The sequence below is a fragment of the Allobosea sp. P4_C6 genome (genome assembly GCF_056402015.1).
The window spans coordinates 288,660-305,387 of record NZ_JBFUIF010000001.1 but is presented as its reverse complement, the minus strand read 5'-3'; the positions used below and the strand labels follow the sequence as shown (position 1 = coordinate 305,387).

The 16,728-nt window shown below is 66.3% G+C and carries 13 protein-coding genes; 3 read left to right on the top strand and 10 right to left on the bottom strand.

All coding sequences use genetic code 11. The features are described from left to right. Positions 1–39 precede the first annotated feature (39 nt). The 5 genes from AC1DVA_RS01470 to AC1DVA_RS01450 all read right to left on the bottom strand — a co-directional run bounded on the left by AC1DVA_RS01470 (position 40) and on the right by AC1DVA_RS01450 (position 6,087). Positions 40–696, bottom strand: coding sequence for a hypothetical protein (locus tag AC1DVA_RS01470; protein ID WP_265052171.1), 657 nt, complete (start codon positions 694–696; stop codon positions 40–42). 72 nt (positions 697–768) lie between these two features. Beyond that, positions 769–1,254, bottom strand: a complete 486-nt coding sequence (lspA, locus tag AC1DVA_RS01465) for a signal peptidase II (RefSeq protein ID WP_265052170.1) — start codon at positions 1,252–1,254, stop codon at positions 769–771. Then, on the bottom strand, positions 1,254–4,331 hold the full coding sequence (gene ileS / locus AC1DVA_RS01460; RefSeq protein WP_476804737.1) for an isoleucine--tRNA ligase: 3,078 nt from the start codon (positions 4,329–4,331) through the stop codon (positions 1,254–1,256). Before ileS ends, lspA begins: the two co-directional genes overlap by 1 nt. A 206-nt stretch (positions 4,332–4,537) precedes the next feature. Beyond that, positions 4,538–5,536, bottom strand: a complete 999-nt coding sequence (locus AC1DVA_RS01455; RefSeq protein WP_265052168.1) for a bifunctional riboflavin kinase/FAD synthetase — start codon at positions 5,534–5,536, stop codon at positions 4,538–4,540. Positions 5,537–5,631: 95 nt separating this feature from the next. Beyond that, the gene (locus AC1DVA_RS01450) at positions 5,632–6,087 is read right to left on the bottom strand and encodes a MaoC family dehydratase (protein ID WP_265052167.1); all 456 of its coding nucleotides are present in this window, start codon (positions 6,085–6,087) and stop codon (positions 5,632–5,634) included. A gap of 253 nt (positions 6,088–6,340) precedes the next feature. Here AC1DVA_RS01450 and AC1DVA_RS01445 point away from each other — a divergent pair, with 253 nt between their 5' ends. Then, entirely contained in the window at positions 6,341–6,727 is a 387-nt protein-coding gene (locus AC1DVA_RS01445; RefSeq protein ID WP_265052166.1) for a response regulator, read from the top strand. 103 nt (positions 6,728–6,830) lie between these two features. Here AC1DVA_RS01445 and AC1DVA_RS01440 read toward each other — a convergent pair whose 3' ends face one another. The 3 genes from AC1DVA_RS01440 to AC1DVA_RS01430 form a co-directional block, all read right to left on the bottom strand. Then, positions 6,831–7,700 (bottom strand): TIGR01459 family HAD-type hydrolase, encoded by an 870-nt coding sequence (locus AC1DVA_RS01440; protein WP_476804736.1) that lies wholly within the window; start codon positions 7,698–7,700, stop codon positions 6,831–6,833. 108 nt (positions 7,701–7,808) lie between these two features. After that, complete coding sequence (locus AC1DVA_RS01435; RefSeq protein ID WP_476804735.1) at positions 7,809–9,299, bottom strand: EAL domain-containing protein; 1,491 nt, start codon at positions 9,297–9,299, stop codon at positions 7,809–7,811. Between the two features lie 140 nt (positions 9,300–9,439). Further along, on the bottom strand, positions 9,440–11,233 hold the full coding sequence (locus tag AC1DVA_RS01430) for a tetratricopeptide repeat protein (RefSeq protein ID WP_476804734.1): 1,794 nt from the start codon (positions 11,231–11,233) through the stop codon (positions 9,440–9,442). 178 nt (positions 11,234–11,411) lie between these two features. Here AC1DVA_RS01430 and aptA point away from each other — a divergent pair, with 178 nt between their 5' ends. Together aptA and AC1DVA_RS01420 are read left to right on the top strand one after the other, a co-directional pair. Beyond that, positions 11,412–12,752: an omega-aminotransferase AptA gene (gene aptA, locus AC1DVA_RS01425; RefSeq protein WP_265052162.1), complete on the top strand. Its 1,341-nt coding sequence runs from the start codon at positions 11,412–11,414 to the stop codon at positions 12,750–12,752. A gap of 55 nt (positions 12,753–12,807) precedes the next feature. Further along, positions 12,808–13,869: a serine hydrolase domain-containing protein gene (locus AC1DVA_RS01420; protein ID WP_476804733.1), complete on the top strand. Its 1,062-nt coding sequence runs from the start codon at positions 12,808–12,810 to the stop codon at positions 13,867–13,869. Between the two features lie 12 nt (positions 13,870–13,881). Here the strand turns inward: AC1DVA_RS01420 and AC1DVA_RS01415 are convergent, their stop codons facing one another. Continuing rightward, a complete protein-coding gene (locus AC1DVA_RS01415) occupies positions 13,882–14,376 on the bottom strand; it encodes a peptide deformylase (protein ID WP_476804732.1) in 495 nt (164 codons plus the stop codon). 16 nt (positions 14,377–14,392) lie between these two features. Beyond that, entirely contained in the window at positions 14,393–16,597 is a 2,205-nt protein-coding gene (locus AC1DVA_RS01410) for an FAD-dependent oxidoreductase (protein WP_476804731.1), read from the bottom strand. Positions 16,598–16,728: the final 131 nt, after the last annotated feature.

Sequence of the window (16,728 nt, the reverse complement as noted above, 5' to 3'; positions counted from 1 at the left end):
TCGGCAAGGGCTCGCCTCAGCCGATTCCGCGGATCGCCCCTATTCGGGTTTGATCTGCATCACCGGGCCTTGGCCGGTCACGAATTCGCGCTGGCCGACGGCCTGCTTGTCCTCGACCGGGCCACCGCGACCGGGGCCGAATGCGGCCGTGGCTGCCGGGCGACGATATCCGGTCGGCGGCTCGCTCAGCAGGCGACGCGGCGGCTCGCTGCCATAGGCCAGCGTCTCCTCGGCAGCCTGATTGCGGCGGGCAGCCAGATCCTTGCCGATGCGGATCGGCTGAATCTGGTTGTTATAGTTGCTGTGTTCCTCGACGATGGTCGGCGCCACCTCGCCCCGCGAGATCCGGCCGCGGCGCAGCTCTTCCTGCGACAGGACCGGGTTGTTGCGCGCCTTCTCCGTCAGCACATAGGCTGGGCGATTGGCCTCGTCCTTGCGGCGCTGGACGTCCGGATCATTGGGCCAGGCGGCACTGCGGGCGCTGGCAGGATCCTGCGGACGCGGCAGCGTCGAATTCGGCGGCACGACCAGCGGCGGCCGAGCGCGATACTCGATATCGCCGCCGGCACCACGGCCGCCAAAAGTTCCCTCGATCAGGTTCTTGAACAGCATGCCCTCCTGCGCAAAGGCAGGTTGAGCGGCCAGCACGAGCCCGCCGGCGAGCAGCAGATGCGTCACGCGGATGCGTTGCGCCATGTCAAATCTCCCTTTGGACGATCTCAAGACCCGCCTCAACCACGGAGGAGCGGCGAAAGGATGGCGAGACCGTCACTCAGCTGTCTTTTCCCCAGCCGGTCGGAAGGACTCATACAGGAGCCCGACCACGCCGACAACGATCGCGACATCGGCGATGTTGAAGATGTACCAGCTGAAATTACCCCAGTGAAAGTGAACGAAGTCCACAACCGCGCCGTAGACAGCACGATCAACGCCGTTGCCCAGCGCCCCACCGATGATCAGGGCGAGGCTCAGGACCGTCAGCCTGTCAGGACTGCGCCACATCCAGCGCCAGAGCCAGATGGCCGCGACGAAGGAGATCACCACCAGGAACCAGCGGCCGAGATCGGTGCCCTGCTGGAACAGGCCGTAGGAGATGCCGCGGTTCCAGGCGAGCACGATCGTCAGGAACGGGGCGAGATCGAAGGGGCCGTTCTCGGCCAGCCCGACATTGTAGAGCAGCCAGGATTTCAGGACCTGATCGGAGATGAAGACGATCAGGACCGTGGCCAGGCCGAGGCGGCGGGCAGGCGTCATCAGGCGCGCACTCCCAACTCCTTCAGCGCCTTCGCGTCGCGTGGCGTCACCTGCGGATAGGCCGGGTCGGCCGTCGCCGGGTCGAAATACTTCCAGGAACGGGCGCATTTGATGCCGTCGGCGCGATGCGGCACCACTGCCACGCCCGGCACATCGAGGAGACGGAAGGCCTCGGCCGGCCCCTCCCCGTTCTCGATGCGAACATCGGAGGTGATGCCGATCTCGGCGAGATCGACGCCCGACAGGGCTGCGTAGAGATCGGCGTCGGAAACGAAGACCTGGGGAGCAGCTTCAAGCGAGGAGCCGATCCGCTTGGCGGCGCGCTCAAGCTCGAGCGCGCCGGTGACGACGCGGCGGACGCGGCGGATCTTGCTCCAGCGCTCGGCGAGCTCGGGATCGAGCCAATCCTCCGGGGCGCGTGCGAAGAGTTCGAGATGGACCGAACCCTCGGCGGCCTTCTGCTCCGGGTAGCGTTCGAGCCAGGCTTCCTCGGAGGTAAAGACGAGGATCGGCGCCAGCCAGGTGGTGAGGCTGCGGAACAGATGATCGACCACCGTCAGCGCGCTCTTGCGGACGTGGCTCGACAGCGGGTCGCAGTAGAGCGCGTCCTTGCGGATGTCGAAATAGAAGGCCGACAGCTCGGTGTTCATGAACTGCGAGAGCAGCGTCACGACCTTCTTGTAGTCATAGGTGCGGTAGGCCTCCGCGACCTGCGGCCCCAGTTCCGCGAGCCGGTGCAGCATCAGCAGCTCCAGCTCCGGCATGGTCTGCACGTCGGAGACGCGGACATCCTCGCTGAAATGCGCGAGCGTGCCGAGCATCCAGCGCTGCGTGTTGCGCAGCTTGCGATAGGTCTCGACGAAGGTCTTCAGGATCTCCTTGCCGATGCGCAGATCGTCGGAATAATCCGCCGCCGCGACCCAGAGGCGCAGGATGTCGGCGCCGGAATCCTTGATGATGTCCTGAGGGGCGGTGACGTTGCCCTTCGACTTCGACATCTTCTCGCCCTTCTCGTCCAGGCAGAAGCCATGGGTCAGGACGATGTCGTAGGGCGCACGTCCGCGCGTGCCGCAGCTTTCAAGCAGGCTCGAATGGAACCAGCCGCGATGCTGGTCCGAGCCTTCGAGATACATCACGCGGTCCTTGCCGCCCTCGTCCTTGCGGCGGGCGCGCAGATCGGCCCGCTTCTCCAGGGTGAAGGCGTGGGTGGAGCCGGAGTCGAACCAGACGTCGAGCACGTCGGTGACGCGCTCATATTTCGCCGGATCATAGCCGAGCGGCTTCAGGAAGCGGGCGCCGTCGGTGTCGGTGAACCAGGCATCGGCGCCCTCGGCCTCGAAGGCCTCGGCAATGGCGGCGTTGACCTTCGCGTCGATGAGGATCTCCTTCGTCTCCTTCTCGACGAAGACGGTGATCGGCACGCCCCAGGCGCGCTGGCGCGAGACCACCCAGTCGGGCCGATTGGCGATCATGCCGTTGATGCGATTCTCGCCAGCGGCCGGCACCCACTCGGTTTCCTTGATCGCCTTCAGCGCGCGGTTGCGCAGCGTGTCGGCGTTGCCACCCGCGACCGGCTGCGGATCGGCTACGTCCGGCGCGCCGGCCTCGCCGATCGGCTTGTCCATGGCGATGAACCATTGCGGCGTGTTGCGGAAGATCACCGGCTTCTTCGAGCGCCAGGAATGCGGATACTGGTGCTTCAGGCGGCCGCGCGCGACGAGGTTGCCGGCCTCGACCAGCGCCTTGATGACGACGTCGTTGGCGTTGCCCTTCTCGCCCTTGTCGGTGATGACCTGCGCGCCCTCGAAGCCCGGAGCCTCCTTGGTGAAGCGGCCATCGGCATCGACGGTATAGGGGATGCGGGTCTCGATGCCTGCCTTCACAAGCTTCTGGCCGTTCGCCATCCAGACGTCGAAGTCTTCGCGACCGTGGCTCGGTGCCGTGTGAACGAAGCCGGTACCGGCTTCGTCGGTGACGTGATCACCATCGAGCAGCGGAACGTCGAAATCATAGCCGCGGCCGCGCAGCGGGTGAGCACAAAACATCGTTCTGAGCTCGTTGGCCTCAACGGCCTTGATCCGATGAAAGCTCGATACCTTGGCAGCCTTCAGGACGGATTCCGCCAGCTTGTCAGCGAGGACGAACTTGGCTCCCGGCTTCACCCAATTCCCTTCGGGCGCGTCGTCAACCTTGTACACGCCATAGGACAACTTGGAGGAGTAGGCGATCGCCCGATTACCGGGAATGGTCCAAGGCGTCGTCGTCCAGATAACGACCGAGCAATCGATAAGCGCATTCACCTCCTCAAGCTGCGTTTCAAGCGCGCTTGGGTCTTCCGGCGGCTTGCCGAACTCGTAAACCACCGGAGCCTGCTCAACATCGATGATCGGAAACGCCACGAAGATCGTGTCGCTCGTATGCTCCTCGTACTCGACCTCGGCCTCGGCGAGCGCCGTCTTCTCGACGACCGACCACATCACCGGCTTGGAGCCGCGATAGAGCTGGCCGGTCTCGGCGAACTTCATGATTTCGCGGGCGATCTGCGCCTCGGCGGGATAGGCCATGGTCAGATAGGGGTGGGCCCAGTCGCCCTCGACGCCGAGGCGCTTGAACTCCTGACGCTGCACGTCGACCCAGTGCTCGGCGAAGGCGCGGCATTCCTTGCGGAACTCGACGACATCAACGTCGTCCTTGTTCAGCCCCTTGGCGCGGTACTGCTCCTCGATCTTCCACTCGATCGGCAGTCCGTGGCAGTCCCAGCCGGGCACGTAGTTGGAATCGTAGCCGAGCATCTGCTGCGAGCGTGTGACGAGGTCCTTCAGGACCTTGTTGAGCGCATGGCCGATATGGATGTTGCCGTTGGCATAGGGCGGGCCGTCATGCAGGACGAAACGGTCCCGGCCCTGCCCGGCCTGGCGCAGCTTGCGGTAGAGGTCGAGCTTCGCCCAGCGGGCGAGCAGCTCCGGCTCGCGCTGCGGCAGGCCCGCGCGCATCGGGAATTCGGTCTGCGGCAGGAAGAGCGTCTGCGAATAGTCGACACTCTCGGCAACTTGGGCGGTCTTGGTGCTGTCAGTCATCATCCGGCTCGGGCAATCGGAACGGCGGGCCTTCGATCAGGCCCCGGCGCGTCCACTCTTGAAACGGGAAAAGCGGTCTTCAACCCGGACTGCGCAAGCGCCCGCGCCTGTCTAGCGCGAGGCGGCAGCCGGGCCCGTAATTCGCCGGGGAAAATCGATCAGCATGGCGCGTTCAGCGGGCATGAGGGGCTTCTAGCAGGCGCCGCTCACGGAAGGAAGGGCGGCGCGTCGAAAGCAGGGGCCTTGGTCAGAATGTCGCGCGCGCGGGCGCTGTCTGCGTCCATCTGCACGATCAGGGCATCGAGCGAGTCGAACTTCGCCTCGCCGCGCAACCAGTCGACAAAAGCGACTTCGACGCGCTTGCCGTAGAGATCGCCCGAGAAATCGAAGACGAATGTCTCCAGCCGCGGCGCGCCGTCGTCGAAGGTGGGGCGGCGGCCGAAGCTCGCGACGGCGTCATGCCAGGCGCCATCGATGCGCATGCGCACGGCATAGATGCCGTGGCGCAACCGGCAATCGCGAGCGAGGTGCATGTTGGCGGTGGGGTAGCCGAGTTCGCGGCCGCGCTTGTCGCCGTGAGCTACGAGCCCGCGCACGAACCAGGGGCGGCCCAGGAACGCTGCGGCGCGGGCGGCATCGCCCTCCTCCAATGCCTGGCGGATCAGCGTCGAAGACACCGCCTCGCCCTGCCACGCGAAGGGCGGGACGACCCTGACCGGGATGCCGGCCGCAAGGCAGTGAGCCTGCAGCATCTCCGGCGAACCGGTGCGGCCCTTGCCGAAATGGAAATCGTAACCGCAGACGAGGCCGGAGGCGCCCAGCCGGCCGATGAGCAGATCGTCCACGAAGCGCTCGGCGGGAATCGCCGCGATGTCGCGGTCGAAGGGCAGGACGAAGACTTGGGCCAGGCCGGAATCGGCCAGCAATTCGAGCTTGAGCTGCGGCGGCGTTAGCCGAAATACCGGCTCCTCCGGGCGGAAGACGCTGCGCGGATGCGGTTCGAAGGTGAAGGCGGCGGGCCTGGTTCCGAGGTCACTCGCCATGGCGCCCGCCACGCGCGCCAACTCGGCGTGGCCCCGATGGACGCCGTCGAAATTGCCGAGCGCCAGGACGGCGCCGCGCAGGCTATCGGGTATGGGCTTGTCGAGGTCGAGGACCACGGCCGCCGGCTCTGGGCGCAACGGCGCATCGGCTGGGGATGACATCGATCGAGAACGTCCGTCTGCCCGCGAAAGCCGGGCGTCGGTCGTCTTTGCGGCGAAGGCCGGCGAGGCGTCAAGGCCACGGCCGGCCGAACGCCTCAGGATTTCGGCCTCGGCGGCATCGCCACCCAGGCCTCGCCCTCCATCACCGCCTTGCCGTCAACCAGGCATTCGCAGAAGAAGCGCGCCCTGCGGCGCTCAGTGACGAGCTCGACGACCTCGACCCGGGCGGTGACGACATCCCCGATCTTCACGGGTGCCAGGAAGGTCAGCGTCTGCGAGAGATAGACGGCACCCGGCCCTGGCAGGCGCGTGCCTAGCAGCGCCGAGACGAGGCTCGCCGTCAGCATGCCATGGGCGATGCGCTGGCCGAACTTGGTGCCGGCAGCGAAATGATCGCACAGATGAATCGGATTGGCATCGCCCGACAGCTCGGCGAAGAGCGCGACATCGCGTTCCATCACGGTCCGCATCAGGCTCTCGTTCTGGCCGACGGCCAGATCCTCGAAGGCATGAACGGTATAGAGCGCGCCGGGCATCGGCTGAACTGTCATGGATCTCTCTCGGCTTGCAGGCGGCCCCCAGCCCCTGTCAGCGATCGGGTTAAGCATCTCGCAACTGCAATATGACGGCAATTGAACTTTGGTGCGGCGCGCCATCATGTCGTTACGTCACTCGGCAATCGGATTAACCGCTTCGCAACGTGCCGGAGCTATCACCGAATGCGAGTGGAGGCCGCCCCGAACGGGCGGCGTGGCGCTGGTATGTTCCGGCGCCGGAACCGCTGCACTGCCCTGGAGCGTCTCGATGGCTCTCGATCCAACCATGCCGATCCTCGTGGTCGACGACTACCAAACGATGATCCGCATCATCCGCAACCTGCTGAAGCAACTCGGCTTCGAGAATGTCGACGACGCCTCGGACGGCTCGGTGGCGATCGCCAAGATGCGCGACAAGAAATACGGGCTCGTGATCTCCGACTGGAACATGGAGCCGATGAGCGGTTTCGAGCTGCTCCAGAAGGTGCGCGAGGAGACGCGGCTGGCCGAGACGCCCTTCATCATCGTCACGGCCGAATCGAAGACCGAGAACGTCATCGCCGCCAAGAAGGCCGGCGTCAGCAACTACATCGTCAAGCCGTTCAACGCCCAGATGCTGAAGACCAAGATCGAATCGGTCTGCGTGGCCGCATAGAGCATTTCCGCGTTCTCAGCGCGAAATGCTCCACCTCTTTGTTGCGCCGCATTTTCTTCACGCGAACCGGTATCGACTTCGCTCGAAAATGCTCTGGCGCCGCTCACCAGACCAGATGCGGCATGGCATAAGCCGGGCGGTGCGTCTGCCGGCCAAACCAGCCGTGACGCTCCTCCCACGACGCTTCCATCAGATCCTGGGCGTGGATGCCCGCCAGCACCATGACGCCGGCCGCGCCGAAACCCTCGGCTCCGGCGATGTCGGTGCGGATCGCATCGCCCACGGCGCAGATCCTGTCGCGGGCGATCGGGGCACCGCGGTTCTCCTCGGCCGCGGCCAACGCTGCCTCGTAGATCGGCAGATGCGGCTTGCCGGCATAGATCACCTGCCCGCCGATCTCCTCATAGGCAAGCGCGACCGAACCGGCGCAGGGGATGATGCGGCCGCCGCGCTCGACGACGAGGTCTGGGTTGGCGCAGATCAGCGGCAGCTTCCGCGCGGCGAAGCCGGCCAGCAGATCGGCATAGGTCGCCGCCGTATCGTTCTCGTCGTCGAAGAGGCCGGTGCAGAGCACATACGCCGCCTCATCAGGGCCGGTTTCCCGCACGTCTAGACCCGCGGTCAGCGGCAGGTCGCGATCCGGACCGAGGCGGAACATCGATTCGCCGGCGCGTGCGCGGATCAGGGACCGGCAGACATCACCGGATGTGACGATCGCGTCCCAGGCCTCGCGCGGCACACCGAAATTGTCGAGCTGACCGACGATGACATCGCTCGGACGCGGCGCATTGGTGACGAGCACGACGCTGATGCCACGTTCGCGCATGCGCATCAGCGCCACGATCGACTCGCGATAGGCGGCAACGCCGTTATGCACCACGCCCCAGACGTCGCACAGGCAGAGATCGAAGCGGTCCGCGACCTCGGAAAAGCCCGATAGCGCGATGGTTGATGCGATCCCCGATGGCGACACTGTCTCGATCTCCGGCGGCTGGAAGCGATGCGGAAGCCGCCTCGCGCAGGCAGGTCTAGACGGGATTTGCAGAGAGCGGAACCGGATGTTGCGGCGCACCGCCGCGCGTCAGGCGGTGGCGCGGCGCAGGACGGAGCGGAAGGGCAGTCGCTCGGGGCGGCTTTCCGCCTGCTGAGTGGGTAGGGCCGGAGGCGGCTCGGCAGACACCATCGGACGCACGACGTCGTTTGCTGCGTCCTGCTGCGGGGCCTGCGACGAGACTGCCTGAGACAGCGCAGAAGCAGCCTCCGGCTCGGCGAAGACTTCCGGCTTGACCGGGCGCGGCGGAGAGAACGCCTGACCCTGCCCCATCGTGACGCCGAGCTCGATCATGTCGGCCGCCAGCGGGTTGTCCTCGACCTGCTCGGCGACGAGCGTGACCGATGCGCGGCCCATCATCGCCGCGAGATCGCCGGCCGCGATATCGCTGGCAATCCTGCCCTCGACATGGTCCCGCAGCAGCGCCGCCGGAGCCTTGACATAGCGCACGCCCCGCTCGAACAGCGCATGCGGATCGAGCCTGAGATCGACGAGATGATCGAGTGCGAAGCGCACGCCGTTCGCGGACATCGCGCCGAGCAGGCCGAGGCTGGTCGGATCAAGCTTGCGGAAGACGGCCTGCGGCATCTCGATGACGAGATGCCTGGTGTGGTCGCGATACTTGTCGAGAATGCGCGTCAGGGCGGCCAATGCGCGCGACGAATCCCAGGTCGCGGCGCTGAAATTGCAGGAGACGAAGATATCGCCATCCTTCGAGCCAAGATGCCGGGCGATCGCCAAGGCGCGCGTCAGGACAAGCGCATCGAGCGTCGGCCCGAAGCCGCGGGCTTCGACGGTATCGAGAAATTCATGCGGCAGAAGCAGCGTGTTCTCGTCGAGCCGCAGCCGCGCCAGCGCCTCATAGCCGCGGGTGCGGCGCTGCGGCAACGACACGATCGGCTGGAGGTGGACTTCGAGACGCCCCTCGCTGAGCGCGGTGCTGATGAGGGCGGCACGCTCGGCTTCGGCCTCTTCCCGGGCAACCTTGGCCGCGGCAGCGCGTTCGGCGGCGAGCTGTTCTGCCCGCGCGCGCCGCGCCGCTTCCGGATCGAGAACGACCTCGGGAATGGCTGAAGCCGCTGGCGCCGGCGCGGCTGCGGCCGGTTCGGGCAGGCGGGCCAGCACGTTCTCATGATCGGCCAGCGTCGTCGCCACCTGATGGATGAGATCGCCGAGGAGCCCGACCTCGGCGGTGAGCTCATGGATCGCCGCCCGCGCCGGCGCCGCATCGACATCCCGCATCGGCATCTGCTCGACACGCTGCGACAAGGCATCGAGACGGATGGCATTGGTGGCGAGCCGGACCTTGACCTCGCCGAGTCCGGCAAGAGCCTGCTCATGCCGCGCGAGGCCATAGCGCTCGAAGGCACGGATGGTGGCCAATACGCCAGCGCCCGAGGCGAGCAACCCCAACGCCGAGCCGAGCGCGCCAGGCAACAGGATCGTCATCACCGCGCCGGCCGAAAGGCCGGTGATCGCGCCGGCGAGAGGATGCAAGGCTTTCAAGCGCAAGGGGGCCACGGCAGCGTTCGCGCTACAAGGGTGGATCGGAAAGCGGGGAACGAATCACAACACTGAGCCGCAGAGTACCTGCGCGCACAATGTTATGCGAGCAGCGTCACATGGGAGCGCGGGCGCTCTGGGCGGCTTGCAGAAAACGCCTAGGACTTGTCGAGCCCGAGCGCGGTCAGGATTTTGCCCGTCACCTCTTCGGCGAACCCCTTTCGGGCCAGATAGGCGCGCGGATCCCTGGCGAAGAGCGGCGCCTTGTCGCGCAGCCCTGCGATGGCCTTGGCCTGTGCCGGCGAGTCGTCGTCCGATGCGGCGCGCAGTGCCTGGGCCAGCAGGCCGAACGGGCTGGTGTCGGCGGCGAGCGTGGCGGCATAGGTCTCGGAAACCTTCTTCGCCCCGATCAGATAGGCCCCCAGAAAGGCATAGAAATCGTAGCGCGGCGGGCGCCCGACACTCAGCGCCGTCGCGCGCTCGAGCAGCGGCAGCCCCTCGATCGGCCGGCCGAGCCGGACATAGAGCGACCCGAGATCGGCCATGATGTCGGGATCATAGGGATTGCGCGTCAGAGCTTCCCGCCCCTTCTGGATCGCCTCCTCGGTCGATCCGCGCAAGAGCAGGACCTTCATCATCGCCTGATAGGCGCGCGCGCCGGACGGAGCCAGGCGAATGGCAGTGAGAGCCGCGGCCAGCGCACGGTCGAGCGGTGAACGGCCCTTGTCGTCCAGGTTCTTGGGAACGAGGGTCTCGGGATTGAAACCGGAGCCGTGCTCGCCAAGCGTCATGATCGCAAGATGGGCCCAGGCAGGATAGAAGCCCGGCTCCTGCTCCACCAGTTTTTCGAGGCAAGAGCGGGCGGCGAGAAGGTCGTCCGGCAACATCGAGCGCCGGGCATCGAAGGATTGCAGGACGCAGCCAACCGCCGGTGTCGGCGGCGACTGGCGCGCATCGGCCGGGATGATGCCGAACGGCTCGATCAGCCTTGTCGCCAGCCTGCGGGCCATCTCGGCAAGGTCGGATTCCTGCAGCAGTTCGAGCGATGGCCGGCCGGAGGACGCCGTCCAGACGATGCGTCCGTCCCGAACGGAACGCAGGCGACCCAACCCCTCGACGCCGCCATCGACGGCCTGGACGTTCATCTCGAAAACATAGTCGACGTCGGCCGGCGCCGCCGCCCCTGGCGCAGGAGCCTTGATCGTCACGAGATCGTCGAAGCGGGCCATCGCATCGACGAGCAGATCGGAGAACCGGCGCAGGATGCCTGCCAGCTTGGGATCGGACGGCATGGTGGGGATCGTGATCGCGACGCGGACAAGCTGCAGTGAAGCTGCGATGCCCTGCGGTGTGCCCGCGCCCTGTTCTATTCCCGCCGTTTTGGCCGAAGCGAGCTCGGCCGGCGCGTCGGGCAGCGCCAGATACCACCAGCCGAGCGCGAGAAGGCCGAGCGCGAGCGCCGCAATGGTAGCCACGGACCACCGACGCGCGGCGACGCGATCGGCGGGTTTTGCGGCCCGTGGCGCCGCCATGGTGTCCTCGTCCCGACGGACGGGAGCCGGAACCCAACCAATCTCTTCATTCGCGTCGACGATCTCGAAAACGGGAACGTATCCGCCGACCGGCATAGAGATCCCGACCGGATCGCCCTGGCCCTCGCCGCCATAATACTGCGTCAACGCACGCCTGAGCCGGCCCGCCTCTACCCTGACGATCGGGTCGATCTGAGGGTTGAAGTCGGCCGGCCGGCCGAGACCCTCGACGGCTATTGTGTAGCCCTTCAATTCGGCGGCGCGGCCTTCGATCGTGCGCTCGACGATGAAGCTCAGGAAAGCCGAAAGCTGAGGCGCGGCGCGAAAAGCGTCGGACGCAAGGACACGGGCCAGCTCCGCGCGGATGATCGCTGCGGCCCGTTCGTCCAGCCGTCCAGGATCACCATCGCCTTCTATCATCGGGGTCCGTTCAGTCTGCGCCCCAAGTGGGGAGATTACGCCATCGACGACCTAACGTCACGTGCAGCCTTGCCCAGACCGCTATTTGTCCGGTGCAGCCATGGCGCACCATGATGGCGATTTACAGCCCGCTTTCGCCTGCTAGGTTCAACGAAGGTTAATCCACAGGGGCCCTTCGATGACTTCAGCACCTTCCGCCATCGGCACGCCGAACGATCTCGAAGCCTATTGGATGCCGTTCACGGCCAATCGGTCGTTCAAGAAGAACCCGCGCATGGTCGCGCGGGCCGAGGGCATGTTCTACTATACGCCGGACAACAAGCCGGTCATGGACGGCACGGCGGGCCTGTGGTGCTGCAATGCCGGCCACGCCCGCGAGCCGATCATCCAGGCGATCCAGGCGCAGGCGCGCGAGCTCGACTACGCGCCGTCCTTCCAATACGGCCACCCGAAGGTGTTTGCCGCCGCCGCCCGGATCGCGGCGCTGGCGCCAGGCGATCTCGACCATGTCTTCTTCGCCGGCTCGGGCTCGGAAGCGGCTGATTCGGCCCTCAAGATCGCGCTTGCCTATTGGAACGTCTCGGGCAAGGGCTCGAAAACCCGTCTGATCGGCCGCGAACGTGGCTATCACGGCGTCGGCTTCGGCGGCATCTCGGTCGGCGGCATGGTCAACAACCGCAAGTTCTTCGGTGGATTGCTGACCGGCACCGACCATATCGCCCACACCTATGACCGCGAGAAGCAGGCCTTCAGCAAGGGCGAGCCGGAATACGGCGCGCATTTCGCGGATGATCTCGAACGCGTCGTCGCGCTGCATGACGCCTCGACCATCGCCGCCGTCATCGTCGAGCCGATGGCGGGATCCACCGGCGCGCTGCCGCCGCCGAAGGGCTATCTCAAGCGCCTGCGCGAGATCTGCGACAAGCACGGCATCCTGCTGATCTTCGACGAGGTCATCACCGGCTTCGGCCGCCTCGGCTTCGCCTTCGCCTCGGAGCGCTACGGCGTTATCCCGGACATGATCACCTTCGCCAAGGGCGTGACCTCCGGCACCGTGCCGATGGGCGGCGTGATCGTGCGCAAGCATATCTACGACGCCTTCATGAACGGCCCGGACAACGTCATCGAGCTGTTTCACGGCTACACCTATTCGGGCCACCCGCTGGCAGCGGCCGCTTCGCTGGCGGCCCTCGACATCTATCGCGAGGAAGGGCTGTTCGAGCGCGCCCGTGCGATGGAGGATGCCTGGGCCGATGCGGTGATGAGCCTGAAGGGCGAGCCCAACGTCGTCGACATCCGCACACTCGGCCTCGTCGGCGCCGTCGATCTCGCTCCGCGCGCGGAAGGCGCGGGCAAGCGCGGCTACGAGGCGATGGACCGTGCCTTCCGCGAGGAAGGGCTGATGGTCCGCACCGCCGCCGACACGATCGCCTTCTCGCCGCCGCTGATCATCACGGAAAGCCAGGTCGGCGAACTGGTCGAGAAGCTGCGCCGGGTGATCCGGGCTGTGGCGAACTGATTCGCACCAGGCCATGGACCGCCGCGCTTTCCTGGCAGCGACGGGCATGGCCCTTATGGCTGCCCCTGTCGCCGCACGACAATCGACGAGAGAGTGGCAGAGCCTCTCGCTCGTCGAGGCCGGTTTCCGGGCAGATGCCGGCGAACGCATCGACAAGGCCTTCGCCGCTGGAGAGCTGAAAGGCCTCCACGGCGTTGTCGTGCTTCGACACGGCAAGATCGCACTCGAGCGATACTTCCCCGGCGCCGACGAGATCTGGGGCGATAGCCGCGGCGTCGTCGCCTTCGATGCCGGCGAATTGCACGACCTGCGCTCGGTCTCGAAAAGCATCGTGGGGCTGCTCTACGGAATCGCGCTCGCGGACGGGCTGGTGCCAGGGCCGACCGCGCCCTTGCTGGCGAGCTTCCCGGAATACCCGGACCTCGCCGCCGACGCGGCCCGCCAGCAATTGCGCGTATCGCATGTGCTCGCGATGACCATGGGCACGCAGTGGGACGAATCCCTGCCCTATAGCGATCCGCGCAACAGCGAGATCGCCATGGAACGCGCTCCGGATCGCTATCGCTTCATCCTCAACCGGCCGATCGACCGGCCGCCCGGGGAGGCCTGGACCTATAGCGGCGGCGCAACCGCGCTGCTCGGCCATCTGATCGCGAAGGGCAGCGGCATGCCACTCGGTTCGTTTGCCCGCGAGCGCCTGTTCGCCCCGCTGGGCATCGGCGATTTCGCCTGGATCAAGGGCTCGAACGGCGTGGAGGCCGCGGCTTCCGGCCTGCGCCTGCGCCCGCGCGATCTCGCCGCCATCGGCCAGCTGCTGCTCGACAAGGGCGCATATGGCGGCCGGCAGGTCGTCCCCGCCGATTGGCTGGAGGCGAGCCTGACCTCGCGCATCAGGACGGGCGACGGCCTCGATTACGGTTATCACTGGTACTTGCCGCGCTATGGCACACCCTCGGTGCGATACGGCGCCTTCGGCAATGGCGGCCAGCGCCTGGTCGTCGCACCGGACCTCGATATTGTCGTCGCGGTCACCGCCGGCAATTATAACCAGCCGAATGGCTGGCAGACATCGGTGAAGCTGACGAACGAGTTCGTCTTCGGCGGGTTGGCGCGATAGCCGGCGATCAGTTCACCCGCGCCCCAGCTTGTTGTAGCGCGCGACCAGCCGGTCGCGCTTGAGGCGCGACAGGCGGTCGATCCAGAAGATGCCGTCAAGCTGGTCGATCTCGTGCTGATGGCAGATCGCCCGAAAGCCTTCCGCTGCCTCGGTCCGCTCGACGCCGTCGAGATCGCGATAGCCTATCGTCACCCGCGCCGCGCGCTCGATCTCGTCGACTACGCCCGGCATCGAGACGCTGCCCTCGCCATGGCGGATCGTCTCGGACGACGCCTCGGCGACGACCGGATTGACGTAGACCGCGACCTCGCCCGGCGTCAGCTCCAGCACGACCAGCCGCAGCGGCACGCCGATATGCGGCGCGGTGATGCCGACGCCCGGCGCCGCCCGCATCGTATCGCGCAGATCATCGGCAAGCGCCCGCAAATCGGCGTCGAAACGGATGACGGGCTCGGCCACCACGCGCAGACGCGGATCCGGGAACCGCACGATCTGGCGGATAGCCATGGGCGGCGGCTCGTCGTCAGGCCGCCGCCTTCTTCTCCGCCGTGGCGTAGAAGCTCTCGCCGGTCTTGGCCATGCGCTTCAGCAGCCGGTTCGGCTTGAAGCGCTCGCCATGGGCCTTGGCCAGCTTCTCGCAGAGCTTCACGAAGACGGCCGCGCCCATGTTGTCGATGTAGGAGAGCGTGCCGCCCGAGTAAGGCGCGAAGCCGAAGCCGATGATCGAGCCGACATCGGCCTCGCGCGGATCGGTGACGACGCTTTCCTCATAGGTACGGGCTGCTTCCAGGGCCTGCGTGACGAGCAGGCGCTGCTGCAGCTCCTCCATGTCGACGCTTTCCGGATCGAGCCGCTTGCCGACGAGATCGGCCAGGCCCGGCCAGAGCCGCTTCGGCCCGGCTTCCGGATAATCGTAGAAGCCCTTCTTATTCTTGCGGCCCAGCCGCCCGTGCTTCTCGACCATGTCGGAAAGCAGCTTCTCCTGCGCCGGATCGACGGCAGCGTCGCCGAGTTGGGCCTTGGTGGCCTTCAGCACCTTCCAGGCGAGATCGACCGCGACCTCGTCATTGAGCGAGAGCGGGCCGACCGGCATGCCGGCCTGCTTGCCGGCAGCCTCGATCATCGCCGGCGGCACGCCCTCCATCAGCATGAGATGGCCTTCGCGGATGTAGTTGCCGACGCAGCGATTGGCATAGAAGCCGCGGGTGTCGTTGACGACGATTGCCGTCTTCTTGATGGCGCGGACATAATCCAGCGCCATGGCGAGCGCCTTCTTGCCCGTCTTCTTGGCCATGATGACCTCGACCAGCAGCATTTTCTCGACCGGCGAGAAGAAATGGATGCCGATGAAGTTCTTCGGGCGCTGGCTGTTTTCCGCGAGGCCGGTGATCGGCAGCGTCGAGGTGTTGGAGCCGAAAATGGTGCGCGGGCCGACCACGGCCTCGACCTCGGCGATGACCGCGGCCTTGACCTTCGGATCCTCGAACACGGCCTCGACGATCAGGTCGCAGCCCTTGAGGTCGGTATAGTCGGACGAGGCCTTGATGCGGCCAAGCAGCGCGTCGCGGTCGGCGGTCTTGGCGCGGCCCTTCATGATCTGGTCGGAGACCAGCTTGTGCGAATAGGCCTTGCCCTTCTCAGCCGCCTCGATGTCCCTGTCGATTAGCACGACGTCCAGGCCAGCCTGCGCCGTGACATAGGCGATGCCGGCGCCCATGAAGCCGGCGCCGATGACGCCGACCTTCTTGAGCTTGGAGGGCGGCACGTCGGCCGGGCGGCGGGCGCCCTTGTTCAGCTCCTGCATCGAGACGAAGAGCGAGCGGATCATCGAGGCCGCCTCCTTCGTCCGCAGAATCTTGGCGAAGTAGCGGCTCTCGACCTTCAGCGCGAGATCGATGGGCAGTTGCAGCCCCTCATAAACAGCCGAGAGGATGGCGCGGGCGGCCGGATAGTTGTCGTTGGTCTCGCGACGATAGATCGCGTTGGCCGGCGGCCAGATCTGCATGCCGGCTGGCGAATGCACCTTGTTGGAGGGCAGCTTGAAGCCCTTCTGGTCCCAGGGCGCGGTCGCCTGCGGGTTGGCCTTGAGCCAGTCCTTGGCGTTCTGGACGATGTCGGCGCGCGGCACGACGGCGTGGACGAGGCCGGAATTGCGCGCCGGCAGCGACTTCACCTGCTCGCCCTTGAACATCATCTGGAGCGCGTCGCCGGTCTGCATCAGACGCGCGACGCGCTGGGTGCCGCCGGCGCCGGGGAAGAGCCCGACCTTGATCTCGGGCAGGCCGACGCGGGTCGAGGCATCGTCCGAAACGACACGGTACTGGCAGGACAACGAGAGTTCGAAGGCCCCGCCGAGGCAGACGCCATGGATCGCGGCGGCGAAGGGCTTCCCGCAGGTCTCGAGCTTGCGGTAGAGCAGCGAGAGCTTGCGGCTCTCGTCGAAGAAGCTCTGCATCGCGACCGCCTCGCCCTTCTCCTTGGCGAGTTTCACATAGAGATCGCGCAGGCCCTGGAGCATGGTGAGGTCGGCGCCGCCGGAGAAGCTCTCCTTGCCGGAGGTGACGACGCAGCCCTTGATGGCTTCGTCAGCGGCGACCTTGTCGACGATCTGGTTCAGCTCCTCCATCGCCTCGGGGGTGATGACGTTCATCGAGCGGCCCGGCATGTCCCAGGTCGCGACGGCGATACCGTCGGCGTCGGTCTCGAAGCGGAAATTGGTGAGGTTCATCTGAAATCCTCCCTCGTCATTCCGGGGCCGAGCGCAGCGAGGAGCCCGGAACCCATGAACGACGTGTGATGTTGTTTGCTGCGGCAGCCGCTGCGCCTCTTCCGCAGCGGCTGGTGGTCATGGGTTCCGGG